The following is a 26659-nucleotide window of genomic DNA, read 5'->3' on the forward strand; positions in this document are numbered from 1 at the left end:
CCGTGCCTCCCCCTCCCGTCGCGCGACCGCCACCCCTTTGGGGCGCGCTTCGCGCGGCCGTACTATCGGGGGCATGGCAACAGACACGCCCCAGCCCGACGGCTCCGCACCGAGCGAGGACGCGATCCGCGAAGCGCTCGCGACGGTCAACGACCCCGAGATCCACCGCCCCATCACCGAACTGGGGATGGTCAAATCGGTGGACGTCGCCGCGGACGGCTCGGTGGCGGTCGTGGTCTACCTCACGGTCTCCGGCTGCCCGATGCGGGAGACGATCACCAACAGCGTCCGCGAGGCCGTCGAGCGGGTGCCCGGTGTGACGCGCGCCGCCGTCGAGCTGGAGGTGATGAGCGACGAGCAGCGGCGGGAGCTGGCGACGGCGCTGCGCGGCGGCACCGCCGAGCGGGAGGTGCCCTTCGCCAAGCCCGGTTCGCTGACCCGGGTCTACGCGGTGGCCTCCGGCAAGGGCGGCGTCGGCAAGTCCTCGGTCACCGTCAACCTCGCCGCCGCGATGGCCGCCGACGGCCTCAAGGTCGGCGTGGTCGACGCGGACATCTACGGCCACTCGGTGCCCCGGATGCTCGGTGCGCACGGGCGCCCCACCCAGGTCGAGAACATGATCATGCCCCCGTCGGCGAACGGCGTGAAGGTCATCTCGATCGGCATGTTCACGCCCGGCAACGCCCCGGTCGTCTGGCGCGGCCCGATGCTGCACCGCGCCCTCCAGCAGTTCCTCGCCGACGTCTACTGGGGCGACCTGGACGTCCTCCTGCTGGACCTGCCCCCGGGCACCGGCGACATCGCCATTTCGGTCGCGCAGCTGGTGCCGAACGCCGAGATCCTGGTGGTCACCACCCCGCAGCAAGCTGCCGCCGAGGTCGCCGAGCGGGCCGGTTCGATCGCCGTGCAGACCCACCAGAAGATCGTCGGCGTGGTGGAGAACATGTCCGGGCTGCCCTGCCCGCACTGCGACGAGATGGTCGACGTCTTCGGCACCGGCGGCGGCGAGCGGGTCGCCGAGGGCCTGACCAAGACCACCGGTACGCAGGTCCCGGTGCTCGGCGCCATCCCGATCGACGTCCGGCTGCGCGAGGGCGGCGACGAGGGCAAGCCGGTGGTCCTGACCGACCCGGAGTCCCCCGCCGGCGCCGCGATCCGCGCGATCGCCGGCAAGCTGGGCGGCCGTCAGCGCGGCCTGTCGGGCATGTCGCTGGGCATCACCCCGCGCAACAAGTTCTGACGCGTCCGGGTCGGCTCCAGGCCCCCGTACGCCCCTGAAAAAGGGCGGATCCGCAAGGGTCCGCCCTTTCGCGCACGGCGCGTGCGCCGCCCAATGGGGCGCACGACACTTCGTACGCGCCCCCCAGATGGAGCCCGGCGCTCAGCCCTCGTACGTCTCCAGGTCCTTGATCACCGAGAAGCCCAGGCCGTAGGCGCTCATCCCGCGCCCGTAGGCACCGAGGTGGACCCCCTCCGCCCCCTCCGCCTCATCTTTGCCGGCGGACCCGGCGAGCACCCAGCCGTACTCGGACTCCCGATAGCAGAACGGCGTCGGCACCCCGTCCACCGGGAGCATCAGCTCGCTCCACCCCTCCCCGCCGAGGTCGTCGGCCAACTCCCAGGCGAGCATCGTCTGCTGGTCCAGCCAGTCCTGGCGCAGCGTCCGGTCCATCTGGGTCGGCCAGGTGTGGGCCAGCAGCCCGGAGCCGGCGAGCCAGGCGGCGGTCGAGACCGAGGTGGCCTCCAACACGCCGGTGCCGTCCGCGCTGCGCCGCACGGGGCGGTTGGCGACCGTCACCACCACCGCGAACCGCTCGTCCTCCGGGGACTCCAGCTTTATGGTCGGCTCCACCCCGTGGCCGGTCGCGCCGTGCTCGACGGTGCCGTCCGCGGCCGAGCCCACCCGCATCAACCAGCGCGGCCCGGTGAACGCCTCGTCGAGGCCGTACCACGGGAACGCAGCCAGCAGATAGCCGTCGACCTTCCGGCCGGTATCGGCGGACACCTGGTCGGTGACTGTCCGACTCGTCGTCTCCATCTGCGCGGAGCCTCCTCGTTGCCCTGCGTCGTGGCGGCCCGCCCCCCTCAGGCGACCTCACCCCGGACACCGGGAGCATAGCCAGTGGGGTCAACACAGCCGGGCATACGAGATTCTCAGGTCGCGTCGGCGTCGAAGGGCGGCGGCTCGCGACGGGACGGGTCGGTGCTCTTGGTGAACATGTCCGGACGACCGGCGGAAGCGGCCGGGGACTCCTTGGACAGGCTCAAGGGGGCGTCGCCGGCGGACGCGGCCGGCGCACCGGACGCGGAGCGCGGCGCGGTCGAATCCCGCACCGCGTCGGTGACCTCCGCCATCTCCTTCTTCAGGTCGAAGCCGTCCCGCAGCTCGGCGAGCTCCCGCAGGCCGTACTCGTCCTTCTCCAGGACGTGCTTGCGGACGAAGTTCCGCGGCTTGAGGTCCTCGAACTCGAAGTCCTTGAACTCCGGGCCGAGCTCGTTGCGGATGTCTTCCTTGGCGTTGTCGGAGAACGCCCGGACCTTGCGGATGAAACCGGTGACGTCCTGGATGACCTTGGGGAGCTTCTCCGGTCCGAAGATGAGCACCGCGAGGACCACGATCGCAACCAGCTCTAGGGGTCCTATGTCGAAGAACACCTTGCAGCTCCTTGGGGTATCCGCGGCCTTCGGCGGCCTTTGGGCCAAGGCCGCCTCTCACGGTACCTGGCCCCGGGCCTCGGGCGGGAGTCGCCCGTGCCAACACGGTGGAAACGATCAGTTCCGGCTGGAGGAACCCAGTGTCAGCCGGACGGACCGTTCCGCGCCGTCCCGCTGGACCGTCAGCGTGAGCGTGTCCCCCGGACGGTGGCTGCGGACCTTGATGATCAGCTCCTCGCCGCTGTGCACCGGTGCTCCGTCCACCTGGGTGATCACGTCGCCCGGGCGGATGCCGGCCTTGGCGCCGGGCCCGCCCGGGGTGACCGGCGCGGCACCGGTCTTGGCGGCCTGGGTGACCCGGGCGCCGTCGCCGTCGTACTCCATCTCCAACGTGACGCCGATCACCGGGTGGGTGGCCCGGCCGGTGTTGATCAGCTCCTCGGCCACCCGCTTGGCCTGATTGATCGGTATGGCGAAGCCGAGCCCGATGCTGCCGCCCTGGGCGCTGCCGCCACTGCTGCCGCCGCCGTCCAGTCCGCCACTGCCGCTGTCGGCGGCCCGGATCGCGCTGTTGATCCCGATCACCCGGGCCTTGGCGTCCACCAACGGCCCCCCGGAGTTGCCCGGGTTGATCGGGGCGTCGGTCTGCAGCGCGTCGACGTACGACACGTCGCTGCCGTCGCCCTTCTTGCCGCCCGCGGTGATCGGCCGCTGCTTGGCGCTGATGATTCCGGAGGTGACGGTGTTGGCCAGGTCGTAGGGGGCGCCGATCGCCACCACCGGGTCGCCGACCTGCGCCGCGTCCGAGTCGCCGAGGGTCAGCGGGTGCAGTCCGGTGACGCCCTCGACCTGGACCACGGCGAGGTCGTAGCTGCCGTCCTTGCCGACGACCTTGGCCCGGGCGGTCTGCCCGCCGCTGAACGTCACCGATATCTCGCCGCCGGTCCCGGCCGGTTCGACGACGTGGTTGTTGGTGAGGATGTGACCCTGCCGGTCGAGCACGAAGCCGGTGCCGGTGCCCTGCTCGGCGTTCCCGCGGACGTGCAGGGTCACCACGCCGGGCAGCGCCGCCCGGGCGATCCCGGCGACGCTCTCCGGGCTGCGGCTCCCCACGCCGTCGGCCACCTGCGGCAACTTGATGTCGTCGAGGCCGCCGTAACGCTCGATGTAGGCGCCGGCGACCCCGCCCGCGCCGCCCGCGAGCAGCGCCAGCGCCACGGCGCCGAAGACCAGCACGGGACGCCGGCCGCGGCGCCGGGGCGGGGCCACGACGGCCGGCGGGGGCGCGCTCCAGGGGTCGTACTGCTGCCAGGCGCCGGGGGCGGCGGGAGGGGGCGCGACGAAGCCCGTGGCGGGGGCGCCGACCGCCGCGGCGCCCGGGGGCGCGGGACGGGGGCCGCCGTCGCCGGGGTGCGGGACAAAGCCGCCCTCGACGGTCTCGGGGACGGCCGGCTGCGATCCGACCGGCGGCGCGTCCGGCGGCGTGGGGTGCGTCAACGGGGCGTCCGACGCCGCGAGGTGGCCGGCCGGGGCGGGCGGGCCGACGGGCCGCTGCTCGGCGTCCTGCGGGGCGGCGGGGGCCGGTGTCGCCGCCCCGGGCGCCGGAGTGCCCGGGGCGGGCGGCAGCACGGTGCCGTGGGCCGGGGTGGCCGTCGGCCGTTGGACCAGCGGGGCCGGCGCCCAGGGGCCGGGGCCGCCGTACGGGGGCGTGCCGTAGGGGTCCTCGGGGTGCAGCGGCTGCGGTCGGGGGGCGGCGAGGGGAGCGGCCGCCGGCTCGGTGCGCGGGTCGGGCCAGGTGGCACCGGCCGCGGGCTCGACGTCCGGCCCCGGCTGCTGCTCCGCCCGGCCGCCGGCGGGCACCTGACCGAGCGTCACGGTCGTCGCGGGGCGCTCCACGGGGGCCGGCGCGGTCGGTGCGTCCTCGGTCGGGTCCGCGGTGGTGACCGGCGCCGCGGGGGCGGGGTCCACCGGGGCGGTCGTTGCCGTGCTCTGCGGCGCGGCACCCTCACCGGGTATCTCGGCCGGCGCCCCGACCAACTCCCGCCCGTCTCCGGCGGGTTGGGGGCCGGCGACACCACCGGCGGGGCGGTCGACCGCGGCCCTCTCGGGGGCTCCGGCGGGCCGGACGGGATCGGCCGCCGGCTCCGCCGTCCCGGCCGGGGGCTGCGGTGGTCGGACGATCCAGTCGCCCGATGCCTCCGCCTCACAGGCGTGGTCGGTGCCGTCGGCGGGCGACGCGGCGGGCGCCGCCTCCCCTGCCTGCTGGGCGGACTGTCCCGGCCCCGGAGCCTGCTCCGGGCGGTGCCACCACTTCAGCTTGGGCCCGGCGGCCTTCGCGTCGTCCATGCTCTCCCCAACAATTCGCCCGCGGCCCTGCGCGGACCACCGCCACCTGGGGCCTGTCCGACGACAGACCCGTGCGGTACGCGCCCCGGGCAGGAGCGCGCCGCCCGAGAAGGGATTCAACCAGTTCCGGGCGGGAGCGCGCAGAGCCCGGTCAGTGCTGGCCGGTGACGGGCTGACCGGTGGGGGCCGACGAGCCGAGCAGCGGTCGCATGGGCTCCAGCGGCGGCAACGGGGGCGGGGTGTGCCGGACCGGGGCGTTCCCACTGGTGGCGGCGAGCGGGGCGAAGCGGAACTCCGCCGCCGGGCCGGTGGCCGCTATCAACGGCGAGAGGCCGAACCGGCCGGGTGCCGGGTTGAACGCCGGTACCGCGTCGGACGGTCGTCCCTCGTCCGGCACCAGCAGCGACATGGGACTGGGCGCGGGGGCACCGGTCGGGTTGCTGGCGGAGGGCCAGGCGTCGGGACGGGGCTCGTGCGTGGCCCAGAACCCCTGGCCGCGCGAGAACTCCGGGGAGCCGGCCGCCGGATCGGCGCCCAGCGGGGTGACGGCGGTACCGCTGCCCTCGGCGCGGGGCCCGGGCGCGTCGACGGCCGCCTCCAGCGGCAGGGCCCCGCCGAGCGCGAACGCCGCCAACGAGACCGCGCCGGCCGCCGCGAACGCGAACCGGCGCCGCTGCGGCCCGCCGCGCTCCGACTCCGGCACCCGGAAGCCACGCGTCCGCGGCTGGGGGGCAACCGCCGCCATGGCGCCGCCGAGGTGGTTCTCCGACGGGACGTAGCCGAACGCACCGTCGCCGCCGGCGAACGCACCGCGACCGAAGGTGCCGTTGCCGAGCCGACTGCCGGGGCCGTCGGGATCGCCGCCGGGCAGCTGTTGGAGCCGCGCGAGCAGTCCCTCGGAGGGCCCGGGGGACAGCGCCTGCGCGAACACGTTCTTCAACCGACGCTGCGCGTCGGCCTCCGCCTTGCACCTCCCACACGTCGCGAGGTGCGCCAGCACCCGCTCCCGTGCGTCGTGCCCCAGTTCACCGTCGACCAGGGCTGCGAGGCGGTCGCCGAGATGGTGCTCGGCGGGGGACGGACCGCCACTGCCGCTCACGCGATTCCGACCTCCCTACTGGGCACCACGGTCAGGCTCCGCCGCTCCCGCCGCTGCTCCTGCCGCTCCTCGGCCCTGGCCTCGGGCGAGCGGTGCTTGAGCGCCTTGCGCAGGTGCGAGCGGCCCCGGTGGATCCGGCTGCGGACCGTGCCGAGCTTGACGCCGAGGGTCGCGGCGATCTCCTCGTAGGACAGGCCCTCGATGTCGCAGAGCACCACGGCCGCCCGGAACTCCGGCGCGAGGGTGTCCAGCGCATGCTGCACGTCCGCGTCGAAGTGGGTGTCGTCGAACTGCTGCTGCGGCGCCGGCTCCCGGCTGGGCAGCTTCTCGGCGGCGTCGTCACCGAGCGCGTCGAAGCGGATGCGCTGACGGCGGCGGACCATGTCCAGGAAGAGGTTGGTCGTGATGCGGTGCAGCCAGCCCTCGAAGGTGCCGGGGGTGTACGTCGACAGCGAGCGGAAGACGCGGACGAACACCTCCTGCGTCAGGTCCTCGGCGTCGTGCTGATTGCCGGTGAGGCGGTAGGCGAGGCGGTAGACCCGGGCACTGTGCGTGCTGCCGATCTCCTCCCAGGTGGGTGGAGTCCACGCCTGCACGTCCGCGTCTGCGGCGAAGGTCGCGGTGGGCGCGTCGGTGACGGGGGCCCCTCCCTTGGCCTTGGGGCCGTGAGGGCGGAAACGGTCAACGGTGTTGGTCACGGATTTCGGCCCGGCGAACGACCTTCGCAAGCGCCTGCGCACTCCTCGGTCACCCGCCGCAGCCGCACCTCCCCTGGTGGCTCTGGTGGTGTCCAGTAGAGCCCCTACCATATCCACCTCGCCCGTTAGCTCCGGATAAGCAGTTTTGACCAGCATTTGGTGTGGCTTCTCGTCCTGCCGCGGCTCCCGCCCGGCCTCTTGCGCGGTATCCACCGGTGCGTCCCCCCGTCTCTCCCCCTGCCCCCTTCTAACGCCCGGTCCCATCTGCGGGTTCCCGCGCGCAGCGGATACAGTCACGGTTGCGTCAACTACGGGGACAGGAGAGGGCCATTACCGGCAACCGGCAGACGAGCTTGGCATTCGCCGAGGCGTACGGCGCCGGGACCATCGACGACGCCGCCCACACCGCCCTGCTCTGGTGCCGCGACCGCGCCCGCGAGGTGGGCGTCCGCACGGTGACCGCCGGCACCGGCGCGGCGCTGCGGCTGCTCGCCGCCACCGCGGACGCCAAGGCCGTCGCCGAGATCGGCACCGGCACGGGGGTGTCGGGCATCTACCTCCTGCACGGCATGCGCGCGGACGGCGTGCTGACCACCGTGGACCTCGAACCCGAACGGCAGGCGTTCGCCAAGCAGGCGTTCCGCGCCGCGGGCTTCGCCGGCAACCGCGCCCGCTTCATCCCGGGCCGCGCCCTGGACGTGCTGCCGCGCCTGGCGGACGGCGGCTACGACCTCGTCTTCTGCGACGGCGACCTCCTGGAGTACCTGGAGTACCTCGCCGAATCGTTGCGGCTGCTGCGCCCCGGCGGCCTGGTCTGCTTCCAGGGCGTCTTCGCGGACGGCCGGACGGTGGACTCCGCGGAGCAGCCCGACGAGGTGCTGCGGGTCCGCGAGCTGCTGCGGGCCATCCGGGAGAGCAGTTCGCTGGCGCCGGCCCTGCTGCCGGTCGGCGACGGGCTGCTCTGCGCGGTCAAGCGCGCCTGACCCGCCCCCCCCCCCGGACCCGGCGGGGCAATCGCACAAGAGCAAAGAGCACGAAACGACCCCGGCACGCGGCGCGCCGTGTGGTGGCGTGCCGCGTGCCGGGGCCGGGGTATTCGGCTGGTGGTAGCGGGGTGGAAAACCCCGAGAACCGCAGCGGTTTCTCCGCCCTCGTCAGACGGTGACCTTTTCCAGGGCCTCACCCAGGGCCTTGGCTTCGTCGGGGGTCAGCTCGACGACGAGTCGACCGCCGCCTTCGAGCGGAACGCGCATGACGATGCCCCGCCCCTCCTTGGTCACCTCGAGCGGGCCGTCGCCCGTCCGCGGCTTCATGGCCGCCATGCTCGTTCCCCTTCCTGAAACCAGCTCATCGCAGCCGGCGGCCTTGATAGGCGCGTGTCACCGGCGTCGAACACATTGCTTCCAGGCCATTATCCCGCATCGAACGACCCGATGACCAACATCAGGGGGCATCCCTTTGGCAACGCGCTCCCGCAAACCCACCCAATTCGGGGAGCGGGCTGCGATACTTCGCCACTCTCCGCCACCCGGCACACCCACATTGTTTGATGTACGTCACATGTCGACGGCGGATGATCTCCGGCATTCTGAGCGCTGACTGCCCCTGCCGGGCAGCCCAGAGCCTCGACGGAGGGGACTCCACTATGGCCGACACCGTGCTCTACGACGTGACCGAAGGACTCGCGACGGTCACGCTCAACCGTCCCGACGCGATGAACGCGATGAACACGGAGGCGAAGGTCGCGCTCCGGGACGCCCTGAAGGAGGCCGCCGCCGACCCCGCCGTGCGGGCGGTGCTGCTCACCGCCACCGGGCGCGCCTTCTGCGTCGGGCAGGACCTCAAGGAACACGTCGCCCTGCTGGCCGAGGACCGGGAGACCGGCGCCGGGCGCACCATGAACACCGTGCGGGAGCACTACAACCCCATCGTCACGGCGCTGGCCGGGATGCCCAAGCCGGTGGTGGCCGGCGTCAACGGGGTCGCCGCGGGTGCCGGCGCGGGCTTCGCGCTGGCCGCCGACTACCGGGTGGTCGCCGACACCGCCTCCTTCAACACCTCGTTCGCGGGCGTCGCGCTGACCGCGGACTCCGGGGTGTCCTGGACGCTGCCGCGGCTGATCGGTCACGGTCGGGCCGCCGACCTGCTGCTCTTCCCGCGCTCGATCGGCGCCCAGGAGGCCCACGACCTGGGTATCGCCAACCAGGTCGTGGCGGCCGACGAACTGGCCGACGCGGCCGCCGCAGTGGCCCGCCGGCTGGCCGAGGGCCCGACCGCCGCCTACGCCGCGATCAAGGAGTCCCTGGCCTTCGGAGCCGGGCACGGGCTCGTCGAGTCCCTCGACAAGGAGGACGAGCTCCAGGTCCGGGCCGGGGCCTCGGCGGACCACCACCGCGCCGTGGCCGCGTTCGTCAACAAGGAGAAGCCGGTCTTTGAAGGGCGGTGACCCGACGGACGGCGGCGGGCCCGGCTGCGGGACCTCCCGGCGGCAGCCGGGGCGTCAGCCGGCCGCCGCGTCCACCGCCGCGCGCACGTGGCAGTCCGCGAGGTGGTCGTTGACCAGGCCGCACGCCTGCATCATGGCGTACGCGGTGGTGGGACCGACGAAGCGGAAGCCGCGCTTCTTGAGGTCCTTGGCGAGCGCGGCGGACTCCTCGGTGACCGGCTGCACGTCCCCGGTGCTGCGCGGCACCGGGCGGCCGGCCCGGGTCGGCGCGTAGGACCAGATCAGGGCGTCGAGTTCGCCGGGGGCCAGTGCGGCGGCTACCTGGGCGTTGCCGATCGTCGCGGTGATCTTGGCGCGGTTGCGGATGATGCCCGGGTCGGCGAGCAGCCGCCCGGCGTCCTCGCCGGTGAACCGCGCCACCTCGGCGATCCGGAAGCCCGCGAACGCAGCGCGGAAGCCCTCGCGGCGCCGCAGGATGGTGATCCAGGACAGCCCGGACTGGAACGCCTCCAGGCTCATCCGCTCGAAGAGCGCGTCGTCGCCGTGGACCGGCCGGCCCCACTCGGTGTCGTGGTAGGCGCGGTAGTCCGCCATCCGCTCCGACTCCATGCCCCACGGGCAGCGCGGGACCCCGTCCGGGGCCGTCACCACTCCGGTCATGCCCGGTCCTCCCCTTCTCCCGACGGCGCCTCGCCGTCCTCGTGCTCGGTCCCCTCCGGGCGTCCGGGCTCCTCGGCCGGTCCGGACGCGGGCGGAAGGTCCGCCACCAGTCCGGCGCCGCCCATCGCCGAGGCGTTGGCACCGGCCAGGGCCGCCTCCAGCTCGGCGATCCGGGCGTCCCGCTCGGCCAGCTCGGCGCCGAGGCGGTCCAGCACGTCGTCGACGTCGTCCATGCGGTACCCGCGGACGGCCACCGGCAGCCGGACGGCCTCCACGTCGGCCCGGGCCAGCGGGCGGTCCTGGGGCAGCGGGTCGTGCAGCGCCGCGGGCTCGGCGTCGCGCAACCCGCCGCCCTCGCCGCCGGCGTCACCCCCGCCGACGACGACCAGCGTGACCGCGGCCACCACCACGACCATCGCGATCAGCATGAACCAGAACACGACCATCTCCCCGGACTTCAAGTGCCTGCACCGATCGTGCCATGCGGGTCTGACAGTTAGGGTCGCTCCCGGACCACGGAGAGGGAGTCAAGGGATGCTGCGGCTGGGAAAACGCGAGTTCGGAGCGCATGAACCGGTGATCATGGCGATCGTCAACCGGACGCCGGACTCGTTCTACGACCAGGGCGCGACGTTCCGCGACGAACCCGCGCTGCACCGCGTGGAGCAGGCGATCGCCGACGGGGCCGCGATCATCGACGTCGGTGGCGTCAAGGCCGGCCCGGGCGAGGAGGTGGACGCCGCGGAGGAGGCCCGCCGCACGGTGGGGTTCGTGGCCGAGGTGCGGCGCCGCCACCCCGACGTGGTGATCAGCGTGGACACCTGGCGGCACGAGGTCGCCGAGGCGGTGTGCGAGGCCGGCGCGGACCTGCTCAACGACGCCTGGGGCGGCGTCGATCCGCGCCTCGCGGAGGTCGCCGCGCGGTTCGACGTGGGTCTGGTGTGCACCCACGCGGGCGGCGCCGAACCGCGCACCCGGCCGCACCGGGTGGCGTACGACGACGTGATGGCCGACGTCCTGCGGGTCACGCTCGGACTGGCGGAGCGGGCCGCGGCGTTGGGCGTGCGCCGGGACGGCATCCTGATCGACCCGGGGCACGACTTCGGGAAGAACACCCGGCACAGCCTGGAGGCGACCCGGCGGCTCGGCGAGATGACGGAGACCGGCTGGCCGGTGCTGGTCTCGCTGTCCAACAAGGACTTCGTCGGCGAGACGCTCGACAAGCCGGTCAAGGAACGGGTGCTGGGCACCCTGGCGACCACCGCGGTCTCCGCCTGGCTCGGCGCCCAGGTCTACCGCGTCCACGAGGTCGCCGAGACCCGCCAGGTGCTGGACATGGTCGCCTCGATCGCCGGCCACCGGCCGCCGGCGGTCGCCCGCCGCGGCCTGGCGTAGCGCCGTTCCCGCCGCCCGCGGCGGATTTCCCGTAGGGGCGGGGGAACGGATCCCGTAGGGGTCGCCCGCGCCCCCTGCGGGCCACAACGGCGGGGGCGCGGGCGGTGTTCCCCTCGTTCCGGCGGACCGGGGCGCCGGATCGCCAGAAGCGCCCTAGATGCCGACCTCCTTGGTCACCAGCGTGATCGCCTCGTCCACGTCGTCGCTGAGGTGGAACAGCTCCAGGTCGTGCGGCGACGCCTTGCCCTGGGCGATCACGGTCTCGCGCAGCCAGGAGACCAACCCGCTCCAGTACTCCGAGCCGAAGAGCACGATCGGGAAGCGGGTGACCTTGCGGGTCTGGACGAGGGTCAGCGCCTCGAAGAGCTCGTCGAGGGTGCCGAGTCCGCCGGGGAGGACGACGAACCCGCGCGCGTACTTCACGAAACAGGTCTTCCGGACGAAGAAGTAGCGGAAGTCGACCCCGAGGTTGACGTAGTCGTTCATGCCCTGCTCGAAGGGCAGCTCGATGCCGAGCCCGACGGAGGTGCCGCCGGCCTCGAAGGCGCCCTTGTTGGCCGCCTCCATGGCGCCCGGGCCACCGCCGGTGATCACCGAGAAGCCGGCCTTCACCAGCGCCGCGCCGATCCGCACCCCGGCGTCGTACTCCGCCGTGCCGCGCGGGGTGCGGGCCGAACCGAAGACGCTGACGGCCGGGCCCAGCTCGGCCAGCGCGCCGAAGCCCTCGACGAACTCCGACTGAATGCGCATCACGCGCCAGGGATCGGTGTGCACCCACTCGGAGGGACCTTCGGAGTCCAGCAGCCGCTGGTCCGTCGTCGTACCCGTCTGCACCTGGTCGTGCCGGCGCAGTACGGGGCCCAGCCGCTGCTCCTCAGGGCTGTACGCACCCTCGGGGTTGGCCATGACGTGCTCCCTCCGCTGACAGATCGTTTGCCACTTCAGCGTAGATCCGCCGGTGTGGCGCGGAGGGGAATTCGGCGGGTATCCAGGCCGTCGCCAACGGGGCCGACCGGCCCCGGACGGCCCTGCTGACCTGGCTCCGCGCGGTCGTCAGGCGGCCGGTCCCGCGGTCAGCCACGAGCGCAGCCGCTCCTCGCAGTGCAGGATGCGGTCGATCGCGACCCGCTCGTCCTTCTTGTGGGCGAGCAGTGCCTCACCGGGTCCGTAGTTGACGGCCGGGACGCCGAGGGCGCTGAAGCGGGAGACGTCGGTCCAGCCGAACTTGGGCTTCGCGCTGCCGCCGACGGCCGTCATGAACGCCTGGGCGGCCGGGTGGGACAGCCCGGGCAGCGCCCCCGGGGAGTGGTCGTCGATGACGAACTCGTCCACGGGGCAGTCCGCGAACACCTCGCGGACGTGGGCCACCGCCTCCTCGGGGGTGCGGTCCGGCGCGTAGCGGAAGTTGACGGTGACGGTGCAGGCGTCCGGGACGACGTTGCCGGCCACGCCGCCCTCGATGCGGACCGCGTTGAGGCCCTCGCGGTACTCCAGGCCGTCGATCACCGGGCGGCGCGGCTCGTAGGCGGCGAGCTTCGCCAGGAGGGGGGCGGCGGCGTGGATGGCGTTGGCGCCCATCCAACTGCGCGCGGAGTGCGCGCGCTCCCCACTGGTGCGCAGCAGGACCCGGAGGGTGCCCTGGCAGCCGCCCTCCACCTGGCCGTCGGAGGGCTCCAGGAGGACGGCGAAGTCGCCCGCGAGCCAGTCGGGGTGGGCGTCGGCGACCAGGCCGAGGCCGTTGAGGTGCGCGGCGACCTCTTCGTTGTCGTAGAAGACGAAGGTCAGGTCGCGGTTGGGGGCGGGGACGGTGGCGGCCATCCGGAGCTGGACGGCGACCCCCGACTTCATGTCGCAGGTGCCGCAGCCCCACAGGACGCCGTCCGCGTCGAGCCGGGAGGGGACGTTGTCCGCGATCGGCACGGTGTCGAGGTGTCCGGCGAGCACCACCCGCTCCGCGCGACCCAGGTGCGTGCGGGCGACGACGTTGTTGCCGTACCGGTCGACGGTCAGGTGCGGCAGGGCGCGCAGGGCGTCCTCGACGGCGTCGGCGAGGTCCTTCTCGTTGCCGCTCTCGGACGGGAAGTCGACGAGCTGCGCGGTCAGTGCGGCGGCGTCCAACGACAGGTCAAGGCGGGGGTGAGTGGGGCGCTCCATGGGACCGACCCTATCGGCAGCCCTCGGGTACGTTGTGCTGCGTGTCCGCCCAGCCCGCTTCCCCTGCCCGCCGTGCCCGTCGGTGGCGCACCGCCGCGGCGGTCGCCGTCCTCCTCGGAGTGATCGCGTACCTCGTGGTGCAGTACGTCACCAGCGGCCCCGGGGCACCGCGCTGCACGGTGCGGCTCCAGGGCGACGGGGATCCGTACGAACTCAGTCCCGAGCAGGCCGCGAACGCCGCGACGATCTCCGCGGTGGCGACCTCGCGCGGGCTGCCGGAACGGGCGGTGACCATCGCACTGGCGACCGCCATGCAGGAATCCGGACTGCGCAACATCAATTTCGGTGACCGGGATTCGGTGGGGCTTTTCCAGCAGCGTCCTTCACAGGACTGGGGAACCGTGAAACAGATCATGGATCCCGTCTATTCTTCCGGGGAGTTCTACCGCCATCTGGTGAAAGTTCCCGGCTATTCGCGACTGCCTTTGACCGTTGCTGCCCAGAAGGTGCAACGCAGTGGCTATCCGCAGGCGTACGCGAAGCACGAGGCGAACGCCGCACTGCTCACAGGGGCGTTGACCGGCCGGAGCGGTGACGTGTTGAGCTGCACGGTGAGCCACCCGGTGGACGGCGTCGGGCCCGACGGCGCGGCGAAGGTGCGGGAGCAACTGGTGCGGGAGTTCGGTTCCGGGGTGCTGCCGCGGGCCGAGGGCGGCAGCGGGCGGGCGCCGGCGGCGGGCCGCAGCCTGACCGTGCCGGTGCGGCCCGCCGAGTACGCGACGGCGGCCGACGAGGCCGCGCAGCGCGGCTGGCAGCTGGCCAACTGGGCCCTGGCGCACGCCGCCGACCTGCACATCGACCGGATCAGCTATGCCGGGCGGACGTGGACGGCGGCCGACTCGGACAAGGGCTGGCAGGGCCCGGCGGGCGCCAAGGGCGCGGCGGACGCGGTGCGGATCGTCACCGCGCAGTAGCGCGTCGACCCCTGCCGCACCGGTCGACTTGACCGCGCGGAACGGCAATCCCCTTTACCGGACCGGTATTTCACCTGGTTGCGACCGTATCCTCGGCCAATTCCCGTGCGTTTAAAGGTCTGTGACGTTTCCGTACGGCTTCGGGGCACGCGCACATTGCTCACCTTTATCCAGGGCAGATTATGTGACACGTTGCCAATTCTTTACCGGAGTTCACCGCAACCTTCGGACTCCTGACGCGGTAATCAGGGCGTCCGTCCGCCCGTCGGACATGGCACATCTGTCAGAAGTACGAGTCCTTCTCCGTAAAAGGAGCATCATGTCCCTCCCCGTTACGCGTCGGATCGCCCGAGCCGCCCTGCTGGTCGCAGCAGGCGCCGCTCCCGTGGTCGCTGCGGCCGGATCCGCGAGCGCCGTGAACCTGCCTCCGTCGGGCAGCGAAGTGGGCGGGCTGACCACCCTGGACTCCGCGAACACCAGCAAGGCCGTGGACAACACCGCCCGGACCGGCGCCGGCCTGGTCAACGCGACCGGCAAGGAGGCCGCGGAGACCCTCGCGCCCGCACTGGTGCGCACCCTCGCCCCGGTCGTCGAGGAGGCCGCGCCGTTCACCCAGGAGACCGCCCGCAAGGCGGAGGGCATGGCCCGTCCGGTGGCGAAGAAGGGCATCTCCACCAACTCGCTGGCCGCCGACGCCGTCCGGAACCTGATCGGTGCGCCCCAGGGGGCGCAGACGCCGGTGCACGGCCTGATCGGCGGGATGCCGATCGGCCGCTGACGCGCCGAGACGCCGCGCGACGACGCGGGGGCCCGGGGAACTGCTCTCCCCGGGCCCCCGCGCGTGCGTCGGTCGGATCAGTGGCTCATGCGCCCAGGCGGCGCACCGCGGCGGCCACCCGCTCGTCGGTGGCGGTGAAGGCGATCCGCACGAACCGCTCCCCCGCGGTGCCGTAGAAGTCGCCGGGGGCGACCAGGATGCCGCGCTCGGCGAGGTCGCGGACGGTGTCCCAGCAGGGTTCGTCGCGGGTCGCCCAGAGGTAGAGCGACGCCTCGCTGTGCTCGATGCGGAAGCCCGCGGCCTCGAAGGCGGTGCGCAGTGCGGTGCGCCGGCGGGCGTAGCGGTCGCGCTGTTCGGCGACGTGCGCGGTGTCGCCCAGCGCCGCGACGGTGGCGGCCTGGACCGGTGCGGCGACCATCATTCCGCCGTGCTTGCGGATCTGCAGCAGCTCGCCGAGGACCGCGGCGTCGCCCAGCAGGAACGCGGAGCGGTAGCCGGCGAGGTTGGAGCGCTTGGACAGCGAGTGGACGGCGACGATGCCGTCGTAGGAGCCGCCGCAGACGTCCGGGTGCAGGACGGAGACCGGCTCGGCCTCCCAGCCCAGTTCGAGGTAGCACTCGTCGCTGACGACCAGGACGCCGTGCTCGCGGGCCCAGGCGACGGTGCGGCGCAGTTCGTCGGCGGTGAGCACCCGACCGGTGGGGTTGGACGGGGAGTTGAGCCAGAGCAGCTTCAGGCCGGTCGGGTCCAGCGCGGTCGGCTCGTCGTAGACGACCGGTTCGGCGCCGGCCAGGCGGGCGCCGACCTCGTAGGTGGGGTAGGCGAGCCGCGGGTAGGCCACCTTGTCGCCGGCGCCCAGGCCCAGCTGGGTCGGCAGCCAGGCGACCAGTTCCTTGGAGCCGACGACCGGCAGCACGTTGGTGTGCGCCAGGTCGGGGGCGCCGAGGCGGTCGGCGGCCCAGCCGGTGAGCGCGTCCCGCAGTGCCGCGGTGCCCCACACCGTCGGATAGCCCGGGCTGTCCGCCGCGTCGGTGAGCGCCTGTCGGACCAGGGCGGGGACCGGGTCGACCGGGGTGCCGACCGACAGGTCGACGATGCCGTCGGCGTGCGCGGCGGCGGTCGCCTTGTACGGCTCCAGGCGGTCCCAGGGGAAGGCGGGCAGCCGGTCGCGGAGGGACGCGCCGGACGGGTGGCGGGAGGAGACTGCGCCCACGGTGCTCTCTTTCTCGTACGGGGTGGCGCGGGGGACGTCGGCGTGCGAAAACGCATCGGTCCCGTACGGCTGGTGGGCCGTACGGGACCGGGCGGCGCCGTGCGGCCTTCCCCAGCTCACGCCGGGGCTACCCCCAGCGGCCTCGGAGGTGCGAGGGAGCGGGCCGGCTCCCTTGTGCCCCTCCGGGGGGTGATCAGTGGTCCTGGTTCTGCGGCGGCAGTGCGGCGATGAACGGGTGGTCGCGCTCGATCAGGCCGAGCTTGCTGGCACCACCCGGGGAGCCGAGCTCGTCGAAGAACTCCACGTTGGCCTTGTAGTAGTCCTTCCACTCCTCCGGGGTGTCGTCCTCGTAGAAGATCGCCTCGACCGGGCAGACCGGCTCACAGGCGCCACAGTCGACGCATTCGTCCGGGTGGATGTACAAGGACCGGGAGCCCTCGTAGATGCAGTCGACGGGGCACTCCTCGATGCATGCCTTGTCCTTGACGTCGACACAAGGCTGCGCGATGACGTAGGTCACGCTGTCGTTCCTCCTCGGTAGGGCCGGCGGACCGGTCGGCGGTACCGCCGCTGGGCGCGCGGGAGCGCGGCGTCGTCGATGCCCGCCACCTAGTATCTCCGTTCCCGGGCACGAGACGAACAAGAGGGGCGGTTACAGAGCGATGGAATTCCTTGCCGGCGGACGCGCGGAGGTCCGGATCACCCATGCTGACGTGGGCAAAAGGGTATCCGTCCGGCGCTTGACCGGGGCCGGGAGGGAGGGGCCGGCATTCACGGATGCGGTCGGGGTTCTCACATCATGGAACGACGGTGTGTTGAGCATCACACGGCGCGATGGCGAGTGCGTGCGGATCGAGGAATCCGCGCTGGTGGCGGCCAAGGTCGTGCCGGCGGCGCCGGCCCGCAGGAAGGTCCCGGCGGCCACGGTGCGTGAGCTCCAGAAGGTCGCGGCCCGCAGTTGGCCGGCCATCGAGACGGAACGTCTCGGAGAGTGGACGCTGCGGGCGGCCGTCCAAGAGCTTCCCGGCGGAGCGGCGGCCGGGCGCCGGGTGGGCTTCACCCGGCGGGCCAACTCCGCGCTGCCGCTCGGCGACCCCGGTCTGCCCCTGGACGAGGCGCTGGCCCGGACCGCCCGGTGGTACGCCGACCGCGGGCTGCCCGCCCTGGTCACCGTGGCCACCGGCCGGGCCGACACCGACGAGCGGCTGGACGAGGTGCTGGCCGCCCGCGGCTGGACCGCCGAGGCGCACACCTCCGTGCGGATCGCGGCCCTGGCACCGCTCGCGGACACCGACGCCGACACCTCCGACGTGCAGCTGTCCCGGCAGCCGGACGCCGACTGGCTGACCCTCTACAACCGGGCCGGCACGCCCACGCCCGAGGCGCGGGCGGTGCTGACCGGCGGCCCCTCGGTGTGGTTCGCCCGGGTGCCGACGCCGGACGGCGGCACCGCGGCGATCGGGCGGCTGGTCGTCGACGGGCGCTGGGCGGGCTTCGCCGCGGTGGAGACCGCGCCCGACCTGCGGCGCCGGGGACTGGCGTCCCGGGTGATGGCGGCCCTCGCCGAGCGGGCGCTGACGGAGGGCGCCTCGGCGGCGTACCTCCAGGTCGAGACGGACAACGCGGGCGCCCTGGCGCTGTACGACGGGATGGGGTTCGTCGCACACCACGGTTATCACTACCGACGCGGCCCTGCGGTCGGCGCGGTCGGCGCCTGAGGAGGTGTCCGTTCGACATGGGTGAGCGTGCGGAGCGCGGGGAGCCGGAGCGGGACGCGGCGCGCGAGGAGCGGCGGCGGCAGTTCGCGGCGGCGGCCCGCGAGGAACGGCCGGACCTCGCACTGCTGTGCCTGCTGATCGGCGCCGAGGCCGACCCGGCACTGGACGAGGCCGGCATCGACGCGGCCCAGATCGAACTGGACCGGTTCGCCGGCCTGCTGCCCTACGCGCCGGCCGGGTCCGCGGCGGGCCGCCCCGCCCACAACGGCCCGGAGGTCTGGGCCCGCAACCTCGCCGCGCTGCTCGGCACCCAGGAGGGCTTCGGTGGCTCGGCCGCCGACTACCGCCGGCTGGAGTCGTCGCTGCTGCACCAGGTGCTGCGGCGGCGCCGGGGGCTGCCGATCCTGCTGTCGGTGGTCTGGATGGAGGTCGCCCGGCGGGCCGGGGCCCCGGTGTACGGGGTGGCGCTGCCGGGGCACTTCGTGATCGGCCTGGGCGATCCGGGCGGGCGGCACGTGCTGGCCGACCCCTTCGCGGGCGGGCGGCCGCTCACCGACCAGGACGCGGCGATGATCGTCGCGGGGGCCAGCGGTGCCGCGCTCTCGCCGGGGATGCTGGCGCCGGCCGGCCCGTTGGAGGTCGTCCAGCGCATCCTCAATAACATCCGGGCCTGGGCCCGGGCCCGCCCGGAGCACGGTGCGGTCCACCTGTGGGCGCTGGAGCTGGCGTTGCTGCTGCCCAGCCATCCGGCGCGGCTGCGCCACGAACGGGCGCAGCTCCTGGTCGAGCGGGGCGATTTCCTGGCCGGGGCGGCCGAGCTGGAGGAGTACGCGCGGGTGCTGGAGCCGGTCCAGCCGGCCGCCGCGACCGCGCTGCGCCGGGAGGCCGGGGCGGCCCGGGCCCGGCTGAACTGAGCGGGCGGCTCCGCCCCTCAGGCCTCTGTCCCTCAGGCCGCCGCCCCTCAGGCCACCGCGGACCGGGCCGGTGCCGGCGCGGCGTCGTGCACCGGGGCGCGGCGGACCACCAGCAGCGTCGCGTCGTCCTTGAGGTCGCCGCCGGTGAAGTGCTCCAGGTCGGCGCGCAGGGTGCGGGCCAGCTCGGCGGGTTCCAGGTCGACCCGGGCGGCGATCCGCTCGGCCAACGGGTAGAAGCGGCCGTCGCCGCCGCGGGCCTCGGTGACGCCGTCCGTGCACAGCACCGCCCAGTCGTGGGGTTCGGGCTGGATGCGGACGCTGCGGCGGGGCTCGCGGCTGAGCCCGCCGAGCCCCAACGGGAGCCCGCCCTCGCCGTCGGAGCGCTCGTGGACGACACCGTCGCGCACCAGGTAGTACGGAATGTGACCGCAGGACAGCAGCCGGGCCCGGCCCGCGCCGCGGACCTCGACCAACAGTGCGGTGACGAAGCGCTCGTCGGTGCCCTCCTCGGCGGAGCGGGCGTTGTAGCGGGTCAGGGCCTGTTCCATCCGGTCGGCGACCCCCTCCAGCGACTCCTGGTACTGCGCCGCCTCGCGGAACGACGCCAGCACCTCCAAGCCCGCGCCGATCGCCGGCATGCCCTTGCCCTGGACGTCGCCGATCAGCAGCCGCAGGCCGTGCGGGGTGTTGACGGCCTCGTAGATGTCGCCGCCGACCCGGGCGCCCTCCTGCGCGGACACGTAGAAGCCGTACGCCTCCAGCGGTCCGGCGCGCAGCGGCAGCTCGCGCAGCATGGCCCGCTGCACGGTGTCGGCGACCAGGGTGGTGCGGGCGTGCAGCGCCTCGCGTTGGAGCCGGGTGCGGCACAGCACCAGGGCGAAGACGCCCACCAGGAACGCGCCGAAGACGCCGACGACCCGGCTGGCCGGGGCCCAGTCGGGCACCGTCAGGAGGTCGACGTAGGTGAGCGAGACGACGTAGACGACGGCCACCAGCAGCGTGCGGGGGTACGAGCAGCGCAGCGCGGCGACCAGCGGGGCGATCCCCATGAACGCGGAGATGTGCAGCTCGGGGCCGGTCGTGGCGTCCACCGTCGCGACGACCAAGATGGCGAGGATCAGCAGCACGGGGGCGAGGAGACCGCCCTCTGCGGGGCGCTGGGCTGGCATGACACTTCAAGCCTGCGGGACGTTCCGTGCGCGCGCACAGGGGCGAAGGTCCGCTCGCGCCGCGGGCGAAGGTCCCGGCCGCGGTGCCGGTGGTGCGGGCCGGACGGGGGCGGGACGCAGGGGCTGAGGGTTAGAGCCAGCCCTTGTCGCGGGCCGTGCGGACCGCCTCGGCGCGGTTGCGGGCGCCGGTCTTCTGGATGGCGAGCGAGAGGTAGTTGCGGACGGTGCCCTGGGAGAGGTGGAGCGCGGCGGCGATCTCGGCGTTGGTGGCGCCGTCGGCGGCGGCGTGCAGCACCTCGCGCTCACGGTCGGTCAGCGGGCTGGCGCCGTCGGCCAGGGCGGCCGCCGCCAGCACCGGGTCGATGACCCGCTCCCCGTCCAGTACCCGGCGCACCGCGTCCGCGAGCCGGGCCGCCGGGGCGTCCTTGACCAGGAAGGCGTCCGCGCCGGCCTCCATCGCCCGGCGCAGGTAGCCGGGGCGGCCGAAGGTGGTGAGGATGACGACCTTCACGCCGGGGAGTTCGTCGCGCAGCCGGGCCGCGGCGTCCAGGCCGCTCAGGCCCGGCATCTCGATGTCCAGCAGTGCGACGTCGACGTCGTGGGCCCGCGCCTGGGCGAGGACCTCGTCACCGCGTGCCGCCTGGGCGACGACCTCCAGGTCGCCCTCCAGGGACAGCAACGCCGCCAGCGCCTCCCGGACCATGGACTGGTCCTCCGCCAGCAGCAACCTGATCATGCGGGCCAGCTTACGGCGTGGGGCGGCCGCGCTGGTCCGGAACCGGTGTCACCGGTGCAACCGGTGACCGGGGGGCGATCCCGACCGGACGGCCAGGTGCCGATCGGGCCTAGGCCGGCCCGTTCACCGGCTCCGGAGAGGTGTCGGGCACCGGGCTCGGGCCGTCCGGGGTGGCCATCGGGACGGAGGCGCGCAGCGCGAATCCCCGGGTCCCGGTGGCCTGTCCGGTCTCGAGGTGCCCGTCGGTGAGGGCCAGCCGTTCGCGCAGGCCGGTGAGGCCGTTGCCGTCCTGCTGGCCGCGGAGCGGGCCCTCGCCGTCGTCCGTGACCGCGAGGCAGACGTAGCGCCGGTCGTCGGCCTCCCGCTCCTCGGTGAGGAGCAGCTCGCAGCGGCGGGCGCCGCTGTGCCGGACGACGTTGGTGACCGCTTCGCGCAGCGCCCAGGCCAGGGCTCCTTCGGTGTCGGCGGTCAGCCCGTGGAACTCGCCCTGGAGGGACGGGTCGACGGTGAGCGCGATGCCCGCGGTGTGCAGTGCGGCGCGCGCGCCGGCCAGCTCCACCGCCAGCTGGGGACGGCGGTAGCCCGTGACCGCCTCACGGACGTCGACCAGGGCCTGTCGACTGACCTGCTCGATGTCCGCGACCTGCCGGGCGGCGTCCTCGGGGCGGTCGGGCAGCATCCGGCCGGCCAGCTCGCTCTTGAGGGTTATCAGGGAGAGCGAGTGCCCCAGGAGGTCGTGCAGGTCGCGGGCGAGCCGCAGCCGTTCCTCGTTGGCGGCGAGGCGGGCGACCTCCTCCCGGGCGACGCGCAGCTCCTGGCTGGTGCGGACGAGGTTCTGCACGCCGATCATGACGAAGCCGCTACCGAGGGCGGGGAGCGCGTAGGCGAAGAGGTAGTAGTTGCGTATCTCGGGGTAGTGGGCGCCGATCGCTATCAGCACCACGGTGATGAACGGGATGGCCCAGCGGGAGCGCTGCCAGGGCAGCACCACCGCGGAGGCCACGCTGGTGAAGATGAACAGCACCAGCCAGGAGTAGCCCAGCGTCCAGGTCAGGGCGACGGACAGCGCCAGCATCACGCCCAGCGGGGCGTACCGCAGCGAGACGGGCGGCTTCCGCCACATGTGGCGGAAGATCAGGACGAGGTAGGCGAGGACGAAGAGCGTGAGGCCGACGGCGCCCCAGACCCGCTGCGCGGTGGTGAAGGCGTGGCTGGTCAGCTCCGCCACCGGGCCGGCGAGGTAGAGCAGCCAGACGCCGACCCACATCGACTTGCCGAGGGCCTGGCGGCGGCTGCGCGGACGCTGCCCGATCAGCACCGGGTTGCGGTCGTCGGCCGCGCTCTTCGTCTCCACCTGTCTCATGCCTTCCGAGTGTCCTTGCGGTACAGCCAGGCTGCACCCCCCACGAAGACGACGAGGTAGCCCAGCAGGATGGCCATGTCCTTGACGTGCGGCGCGCCGCCGGCCTCGACGGCGGTGCCCAGGGCCGCGTAGGCGTGCGTCGGCAACCACTCGGAGACGTTCTGCACCCACTGCGGCAGCAGCGTCATCGGCATCCACAGGCCGCCGAGGAAGGCCAGAGCGAAGAAGCAGAGCATGGAGATCGGGCGGACCGCGTCACCGCTGGCCAGGTAGCCGATGGCGACGCCCAGGGCGGCGAAGACGAAGCTGCCGAGCCAGGTGCCGACGGCGATGGCGATCCACTGCCAGGCTTCGAGGCGGACGCCCTTGACGGCGGCGGCGGCGATCATGACCAGCAGGATCGAGGGCAGGCTGACCGTCGCCGCGGCGGCTATCTTGGCGGCGACGTAGCCGCGGCCGGGCAGTGCGGTCAGCCGGAGCTGGCGCACCCAGCCCTGTTCGCGCTCCTTGGCGATGCGCTCGCTGTTGCCCAGCAGGACGGCGGTCATGGCGCCGAAGGCGGCCATCGAGACCATGTAGTAGAGCCCCATGTTGAGGCCCGTCCCGGGGAGCGGTTTGCTGTCCGCGCCACCGGCGATGAGCAGGTACAACGCCGGCGGGTAGATCACCGAGAAGAACATGAACTTCTTGTTCCGCAGCGCGCGGAGGATCTCAAGCTTGATCAGGGTGGTCATCGGGCCGCCTCCTCGGCGGTGGTGATGGCGATGAACGCCTGCTCCAGGCCGAGGCCGGAGACTTCGAGGTTGCGCGGGTAGAGGCCGAGGCCGTAGAGAGCGTGCACGGTGGCGTCCGCGTCCTGGGACTGGATGCGGACGGTGCTGCCGGAACCGGCGGCGGACACCGTCAGGGACGTGAGGTGCGGCAGCGCCTCCAGCGCGCCGCGGTCGACCGCCCCGTCCAGGTCGAAGGTGACCCGGCGGGCGCCGGCCCGCGCCTTGATCTCGGCGGAAGTGCCGTCGGCCAGCACCCGGCCGCGGTGCAGCACGATCACCCGGTCGGCGATCTCGTCGGCCTCTTCCAGATAGTGCGTGGCGAAGAGGACCGTGCGGCCCTCGTCGGCCTGGCGGCGCATGGCGCCCCAGAACGTCTGCCGGGAGGAGACGTCCATGCCGGTGGTGGGCTCGTCCAGCACGATGAGGTCGTTGGCGCCGGCGGTGGCCAGGGCGAACCGCACCCGCTGCTCCTGGCCGCCGGAGAGCTTGCCGACCACCCGGTCGGCGATGTCCGTGATGCCGGCGGCGGCCATGATCTGGTCCACCGGATAGCCCTGCGGGTGCAGGTCGCGGGCGAGCCGGACCAGCTCCCGGACCTTGACGCCCTCCATCAGGCCGCCGCTCTGCAGCATCGCGCCGACCTTGCCCAACTGGATGGCGCGCTGCGGGGTGGTGCCGAACAGGGAGACCGATCCGGTGTCGGGGGCGCGCAGGCCGAGGAGCAGGTCGAGGGTGGAGGACTTGCCGGCGCCGTTGGGGCCGAGGAGGGCGACGGTCTCGCCGGGGTGCAGCTCCAGGTGCAGGTCGGCCACCGCGCGCACCGCGCCGTAACTCTTGCTGACCCCCTGGAAGCTGACCACCGGGGCCCGTCCCGCGTCCGCCGCGGTGGTGGCTGGGGTGGTAGCTGTCGTCGTCATGCCATTCAGCTTCGCGGATCGCCGGGCCGGGCGGCAGTGTCAGGTGTCCGCAAGGCGGCATGACAGATGTCATAGGTGAGGCCCCCTAGGGGGAATCCCTGAGGACTCGCCCGAGAGGGCCTCTGACCTGTGCTTCTTTTGGCCTGTTGCCGCTACCGAGCCGACGGCGGCCGGACGGGCCGCCGCGGAGGGCTCAGCTGCCGTTGGTCGCGATGGTCTGCACGCGCTCGGCGGGGGTCGTGCCTTGCAGTGCCTTGCCCACCGCGCCGGCCACCTCCTCGACGCTGACCGGGTGCTTGGTCCCGTCGCCCTTGGTCACCATGACGTTGTCGAAGGTGTTGCCGTAGAGCTCCTTGAGCGCCGGCCGGTCGTAGTACGGCACCAGCTCGCCGCCGATGATCTTGAAGGACAGGAACTTCGGGATGGACTTCTGCGGGCTGAAGGAGACCGTGTGCCCGGGGTCCGTCCGGACCGTGATCAGGCCGGACATCGCCGGCTCGGCGAACTGCTGGAGCGCCTTGTCCACCGCGGCCTTGCCGACCTTGGGCTGCTGGGTGGTGGCGGCGAGGACCACGGGGGTGTCGCCGCCGGTGCTGACGCGGTTGAGGTAGGCCGCGGCGATTTTGTCCTCGGAGGCGGCGACGTCGATCGCCTTGTGGGGCGCGCCGTAGTGCGGCACCGCCTTGCCGTTCTCGAACGTGATCCCGCCGTCCACCTCGGCGTTCGCCGGTCCGGTCACGCCCTGGAGCGCGATCGCCAGCTTCTCCTTGTCGGTGATCACCGCGGGCTGGGCGGTGCGCTTGACGCCGAAGAGCGAGCCCACGACGGAGATCGGGTTGTAGTCCCGACCGGACGCGTTGCGGACCGTGGCCTGGAGGTCGACGTCCAAGCCCGCCTTGGCCGGCAGCAGGGTCTCGGACTTGCCGTCCACGGTGATCTTGAGCGGTGCCGAGCGGCGGTCCTTGAGGGCGGTCTCCAGCTTCTTGACCGCCTCGTCCTTGGAGCTGCCGCCGATCTCCACGCCCAGGGCGGTGGTGTTGTTGGGAACGTCGGAGTGGTCGAGCAGCAGCCCGGCGCCGTAGGCGACACCGGCCAGGACGACGACCGCGACGCCGATCAGGACCAGCTTGCTGCGGCCCTTCTTGGGCGGGTTGATCGGCTCGGGGATCTTGGGCCGCGGCTTGGCGGCGGCCCCGTCCTCGTCACTGCCGGACACCCCGGCGAACGGGGTGGCGGCCGACGGGCCGTCGTTCCCCGGCACCTTGGGGATGCCGCTGACGAGGGTGTCGCCGGACAGCCGGCCACCCGGGCCGCCGCTCTTGGAGCCGGGCCCGGCCGCCGGGCCCTTGGTGCCGCCCTTGGCCAGGCCGCCCGCGATGCCGCCGGTCGCGCCGGGGCCGCCACCGGAACCGCCGGCCGGCGCCGGCGGCTGCGGGGTGAGTTCGGCGGTGTCGTCGCTGAGCCGGCCCGCGGCGCTCTTGCCGGCGCTGGGGTCGCTGAAACCGGGCGGGAGGTCGAACGCCGAGTCGCCGCGCGCCGGGCCGGTGGTCGGGCCGCTGGGGGCCGCGCCGCCGGCCGGGGCGTCGAACGGGTTGCGGTCGCCGGCGGGCCGGGCCGGCGCGTCGAACGGCGAACCGCCGCGCGGGCCGCCGTCGAACGGGGACGCCGCCGCGCGGGGGCCGCCGTCGAACGGGGAGGGCCCGGTCAACGGGTCGCCGCCGAGGGCGGAGCCGCCGAGCGGGTCGCTGCCCAGCGGGTCACTGCCGAGCGGGCTACTGCCCAGGGGGTCGCCCCCGAGCGGGTCGCTACCCAAGGGGTCGCTGCCCAGCGGATCGCCGCCGAAGGGCTTGCCGCCCAGCGGGTCGCTGCCCAAGGGGTCACTGCCCAGCGGGTCGCTCTCGTAGGGCGAGATGCCCGGCGCGCGGCCGCCGTCGAACGGCGCGGCGCCGCCCTGCGGGGCCGGCCCGGAGGCCGTCGGCGCGTCCGAGAAGTAGGGGAGGTCCGGGCGCGGCGCGGACGCCCCGCCGGTCGCGCCGGGCGCTCCCGGTGCCGGGGCGGCGTCGGCGACCGGCGGCTTCCCGCCGGTCTGGCCCTGCGGCTTGCGCGGCGCGAACCAGTCGCTGGTCGTCTTCTCCTTGGGGGCGGGGGGTGCCTCCGCCGCCGCCTCCGGCCGTGGCGTCTCCGCCGTGCGTTCGGCGGGTCGCTCGCCGCCGAAGGCGGGACCGGGCGTCCCCCGGGAACCGGACGGGCCGGCGGAACCGCCGGGTGCAGCCGATGCGTTCATGCCGGACTCCTCACCGACGGGCTTGCGCACGACGACCGGCGGGATGGGGCGGGACCCCGGAATGTTGATCTTGATCCGCGTCGTCAGCGTGGTCTCGGTTTTGGGTTCGTCCGGCCGGTCCGCGGCTCCGGTTCCCGACGCCTCGCCGGCTTCTCCCCTGGGCGAGCCGTAGGGCGGTGTCCCCGACGGGTACACGGCTCCGCCGCGGCCCCGGGGGCCGGAGGACGAACTGTCAGATTCACGACTCAAAGCAGGTTCTCCCGGTTGGCTCCGCCGCTCGTCAGAGATGATCCCCGGCCTCAGGCCGGCAAGTGCCCCCAGGGCGGCGCGGCGGCGCGCACCACCATACTGGCCGCCGCCGGCCGAC

26 protein-coding genes are annotated in these 26659 nt (G+C 73.6%); 8 read left to right on the forward strand and 18 right to left on the reverse strand.

Translation table 11 applies throughout. The features are described 5' to 3' along the window. Positions 1–73: 73 nt before the first annotated feature. Entirely contained in the window at positions 74–1240 is a 1167-nt protein-coding gene (locus tag ABD385_RS14180) for an Mrp/NBP35 family ATP-binding protein (RefSeq protein ID WP_344575541.1), read from the forward strand. Positions 1241–1381: 141 nt separating this feature from the next. Here the strand turns inward: ABD385_RS14180 and ABD385_RS14185 are convergent, their stop codons facing one another. From ABD385_RS14185 to sigE, 5 genes are all read right to left on the reverse strand, one after another. Beyond that, on the reverse strand, positions 1382–2038 hold the full coding sequence (locus tag ABD385_RS14185; protein ID WP_344575542.1) for a hypothetical protein: 657 nt from the start codon (positions 2036–2038) through the stop codon (positions 1382–1384). A gap of 116 nt (positions 2039–2154) precedes the next feature. Continuing rightward, complete coding sequence (locus ABD385_RS14190; RefSeq protein WP_344575543.1) at positions 2155–2655, reverse strand: sec-independent translocase; 501 nt, start codon at positions 2653–2655, stop codon at positions 2155–2157. A 117-nt stretch (positions 2656–2772) separates the two neighbouring features. Beyond that, the gene (locus tag ABD385_RS14195; protein ID WP_344575544.1) at positions 2773–5001 is read right to left on the reverse strand and encodes a trypsin-like peptidase domain-containing protein; all 2229 of its coding nucleotides are present in this window, start codon (positions 4999–5001) and stop codon (positions 2773–2775) included. 151 nt (positions 5002–5152) lie between these two features. Beyond that, positions 5153–6100: an anti-sigma factor family protein gene (locus tag ABD385_RS14200; RefSeq protein WP_344575545.1), complete on the reverse strand. Its 948-nt coding sequence runs from the start codon at positions 6098–6100 to the stop codon at positions 5153–5155. After that, positions 6097–6798, reverse strand: a complete 702-nt coding sequence (gene sigE, locus ABD385_RS14205; RefSeq protein WP_425585399.1) for an RNA polymerase sigma factor SigE — start codon at positions 6796–6798, stop codon at positions 6097–6099. Before sigE ends, ABD385_RS14200 begins: the two co-directional genes overlap by 4 nt. 299 nt (positions 6799–7097) lie before the next feature. Here sigE and ABD385_RS14210 point away from each other — a divergent pair, with 299 nt between their 5' ends. Beyond that, positions 7098–7781, forward strand: coding sequence for an O-methyltransferase (locus ABD385_RS14210; RefSeq protein WP_344575547.1), 684 nt, complete (start codon positions 7098–7100; stop codon positions 7779–7781). 171 nt (positions 7782–7952) lie between these two features. On the opposite strand, the gene ABD385_RS14215 is transcribed toward ABD385_RS14210, so the two are convergent. Beyond that, the gene (locus ABD385_RS14215) at positions 7953–8120 is read right to left on the reverse strand and encodes a DUF3117 domain-containing protein (protein WP_003985072.1); all 168 of its coding nucleotides are present in this window, start codon (positions 8118–8120) and stop codon (positions 7953–7955) included. Positions 8121–8443: 323 nt separating this feature from the next. Here ABD385_RS14215 and chcB point away from each other — a divergent pair, with 323 nt between their 5' ends. Further along, on the forward strand, positions 8444–9244 hold the full coding sequence (chcB, locus tag ABD385_RS14220) for a 2-cyclohexenylcarbonyl CoA isomerase (RefSeq protein WP_344575548.1): 801 nt from the start codon (positions 8444–8446) through the stop codon (positions 9242–9244). A gap of 54 nt (positions 9245–9298) precedes the next feature. Here chcB and ABD385_RS14225 read toward each other — a convergent pair whose 3' ends face one another. Continuing rightward, the gene (locus ABD385_RS14225) at positions 9299–9904 is read right to left on the reverse strand and encodes a DNA-3-methyladenine glycosylase I (RefSeq protein ID WP_344575549.1); all 606 of its coding nucleotides are present in this window, start codon (positions 9902–9904) and stop codon (positions 9299–9301) included. After that, positions 9901–10344 carry a DivIVA domain-containing protein gene (locus tag ABD385_RS14230; protein WP_344575550.1) on the reverse strand — a complete coding sequence of 148 codons (444 nt, stop codon included), beginning with the start codon at positions 10342–10344 and terminating at the stop codon, positions 9901–9903. Before ABD385_RS14230 ends, ABD385_RS14225 begins: the two co-directional genes overlap by 4 nt. Before the next feature lie 94 nt (positions 10345–10438). On the opposite strand from ABD385_RS14230, the gene folP reads away from it, so the two are divergent. Then, the gene (gene folP / locus ABD385_RS14235) at positions 10439–11299 is read left to right on the forward strand and encodes a dihydropteroate synthase (RefSeq protein WP_344575551.1); all 861 of its coding nucleotides are present in this window, start codon (positions 10439–10441) and stop codon (positions 11297–11299) included. Between the two features lie 153 nt (positions 11300–11452). Here folP and ABD385_RS14240 read toward each other — a convergent pair whose 3' ends face one another. Further along, entirely contained in the window at positions 11453–12205 is a 753-nt protein-coding gene (locus ABD385_RS14240) for an LOG family protein (protein ID WP_344575552.1), read from the reverse strand. 147 nt (positions 12206–12352) lie between these two features. Continuing rightward, entirely contained in the window at positions 12353–13453 is a 1101-nt protein-coding gene (dapE, locus tag ABD385_RS14245) for a succinyl-diaminopimelate desuccinylase (protein WP_344575553.1), read from the reverse strand. A 41-nt stretch (positions 13454–13494) separates the two neighbouring features. Between dapE and ABD385_RS14250 the strand changes: the two genes are divergently transcribed. Together ABD385_RS14250 and ABD385_RS14255 are read left to right on the forward strand one after the other, a co-directional pair. After that, the gene (locus ABD385_RS14250) at positions 13495–14427 is read left to right on the forward strand and encodes a VldE C-terminal domain-containing protein (protein WP_344575554.1); all 933 of its coding nucleotides are present in this window, start codon (positions 13495–13497) and stop codon (positions 14425–14427) included. 319 nt (positions 14428–14746) lie between these two features. Continuing rightward, positions 14747–15205 carry an ATP-binding protein gene (locus tag ABD385_RS14255; protein ID WP_344575555.1) on the forward strand — a complete coding sequence of 153 codons (459 nt, stop codon included), beginning with the start codon at positions 14747–14749 and terminating at the stop codon, positions 15203–15205. 85 nt (positions 15206–15290) lie between these two features. On the opposite strand, the gene dapC is transcribed toward ABD385_RS14255, so the two are convergent. Further along, positions 15291–16418 carry a succinyldiaminopimelate transaminase gene (gene dapC / locus ABD385_RS14260; RefSeq protein WP_344575556.1) on the reverse strand — a complete coding sequence of 376 codons (1128 nt, stop codon included), beginning with the start codon at positions 16416–16418 and terminating at the stop codon, positions 15291–15293. Positions 16419–16611: 193 nt separating this feature from the next. Next, on the reverse strand, positions 16612–16938 hold the full coding sequence (gene fdxA, locus ABD385_RS14265; protein WP_016573354.1) for a ferredoxin: 327 nt from the start codon (positions 16936–16938) through the stop codon (positions 16612–16614). Positions 16939–17080: 142 nt separating this feature from the next. Between fdxA and ABD385_RS14270 the strand changes: the two genes are divergently transcribed. Then, a complete protein-coding gene (locus tag ABD385_RS14270; RefSeq protein ID WP_344575557.1) occupies positions 17081–18136 on the forward strand; it encodes a GNAT family N-acetyltransferase in 1056 nt (351 codons plus the stop codon). 17 nt (positions 18137–18153) lie between these two features. Continuing rightward, on the forward strand, positions 18154–19050 hold the full coding sequence (locus tag ABD385_RS14275; protein ID WP_344575558.1) for a transglutaminase family protein: 897 nt from the start codon (positions 18154–18156) through the stop codon (positions 19048–19050). 47 nt (positions 19051–19097) lie between these two features. On the opposite strand, the gene ABD385_RS14280 is transcribed toward ABD385_RS14275, so the two are convergent. From ABD385_RS14280 to ABD385_RS14305, 6 genes are all read right to left on the reverse strand, one after another. After that, complete coding sequence (locus tag ABD385_RS14280; RefSeq protein ID WP_344575559.1) at positions 19098–20219, reverse strand: PP2C family protein-serine/threonine phosphatase; 1122 nt, start codon at positions 20217–20219, stop codon at positions 19098–19100. Between the two features lie 130 nt (positions 20220–20349). Then, entirely contained in the window at positions 20350–20955 is a 606-nt protein-coding gene (locus ABD385_RS14285) for a response regulator transcription factor (protein ID WP_233656900.1), read from the reverse strand. 109 nt (positions 20956–21064) lie between these two features. Then, on the reverse strand, positions 21065–22318 hold the full coding sequence (locus ABD385_RS14290) for a sensor histidine kinase (protein WP_344575560.1): 1254 nt from the start codon (positions 22316–22318) through the stop codon (positions 21065–21067). Then, positions 22315–23052: an ABC transporter permease gene (locus ABD385_RS14295; protein ID WP_344575561.1), complete on the reverse strand. Its 738-nt coding sequence runs from the start codon at positions 23050–23052 to the stop codon at positions 22315–22317. The genes ABD385_RS14290 and ABD385_RS14295 overlap by 4 nt, the downstream gene beginning before the upstream one ends. Next, a complete protein-coding gene (locus tag ABD385_RS14300; protein ID WP_344575562.1) occupies positions 23049–24008 on the reverse strand; it encodes an ABC transporter ATP-binding protein in 960 nt (319 codons plus the stop codon). The genes ABD385_RS14295 and ABD385_RS14300 overlap by 4 nt, the downstream gene beginning before the upstream one ends. Positions 24009–24201: 193 nt before the next feature. After that, the gene (locus ABD385_RS14305) at positions 24202–26541 is read right to left on the reverse strand and encodes a hypothetical protein (RefSeq protein WP_425585400.1); all 2340 of its coding nucleotides are present in this window, start codon (positions 26539–26541) and stop codon (positions 24202–24204) included. Between the last annotated feature and the right edge of the window lie 118 nt (positions 26542–26659).

The sequence above is a fragment of the Streptomyces lunalinharesii genome, from assembly GCF_039532155.1.
Lineage (GTDB): Bacteria > Actinomycetota > Actinomycetes > Streptomycetales > Streptomycetaceae > Streptomyces > Streptomyces lunalinharesii.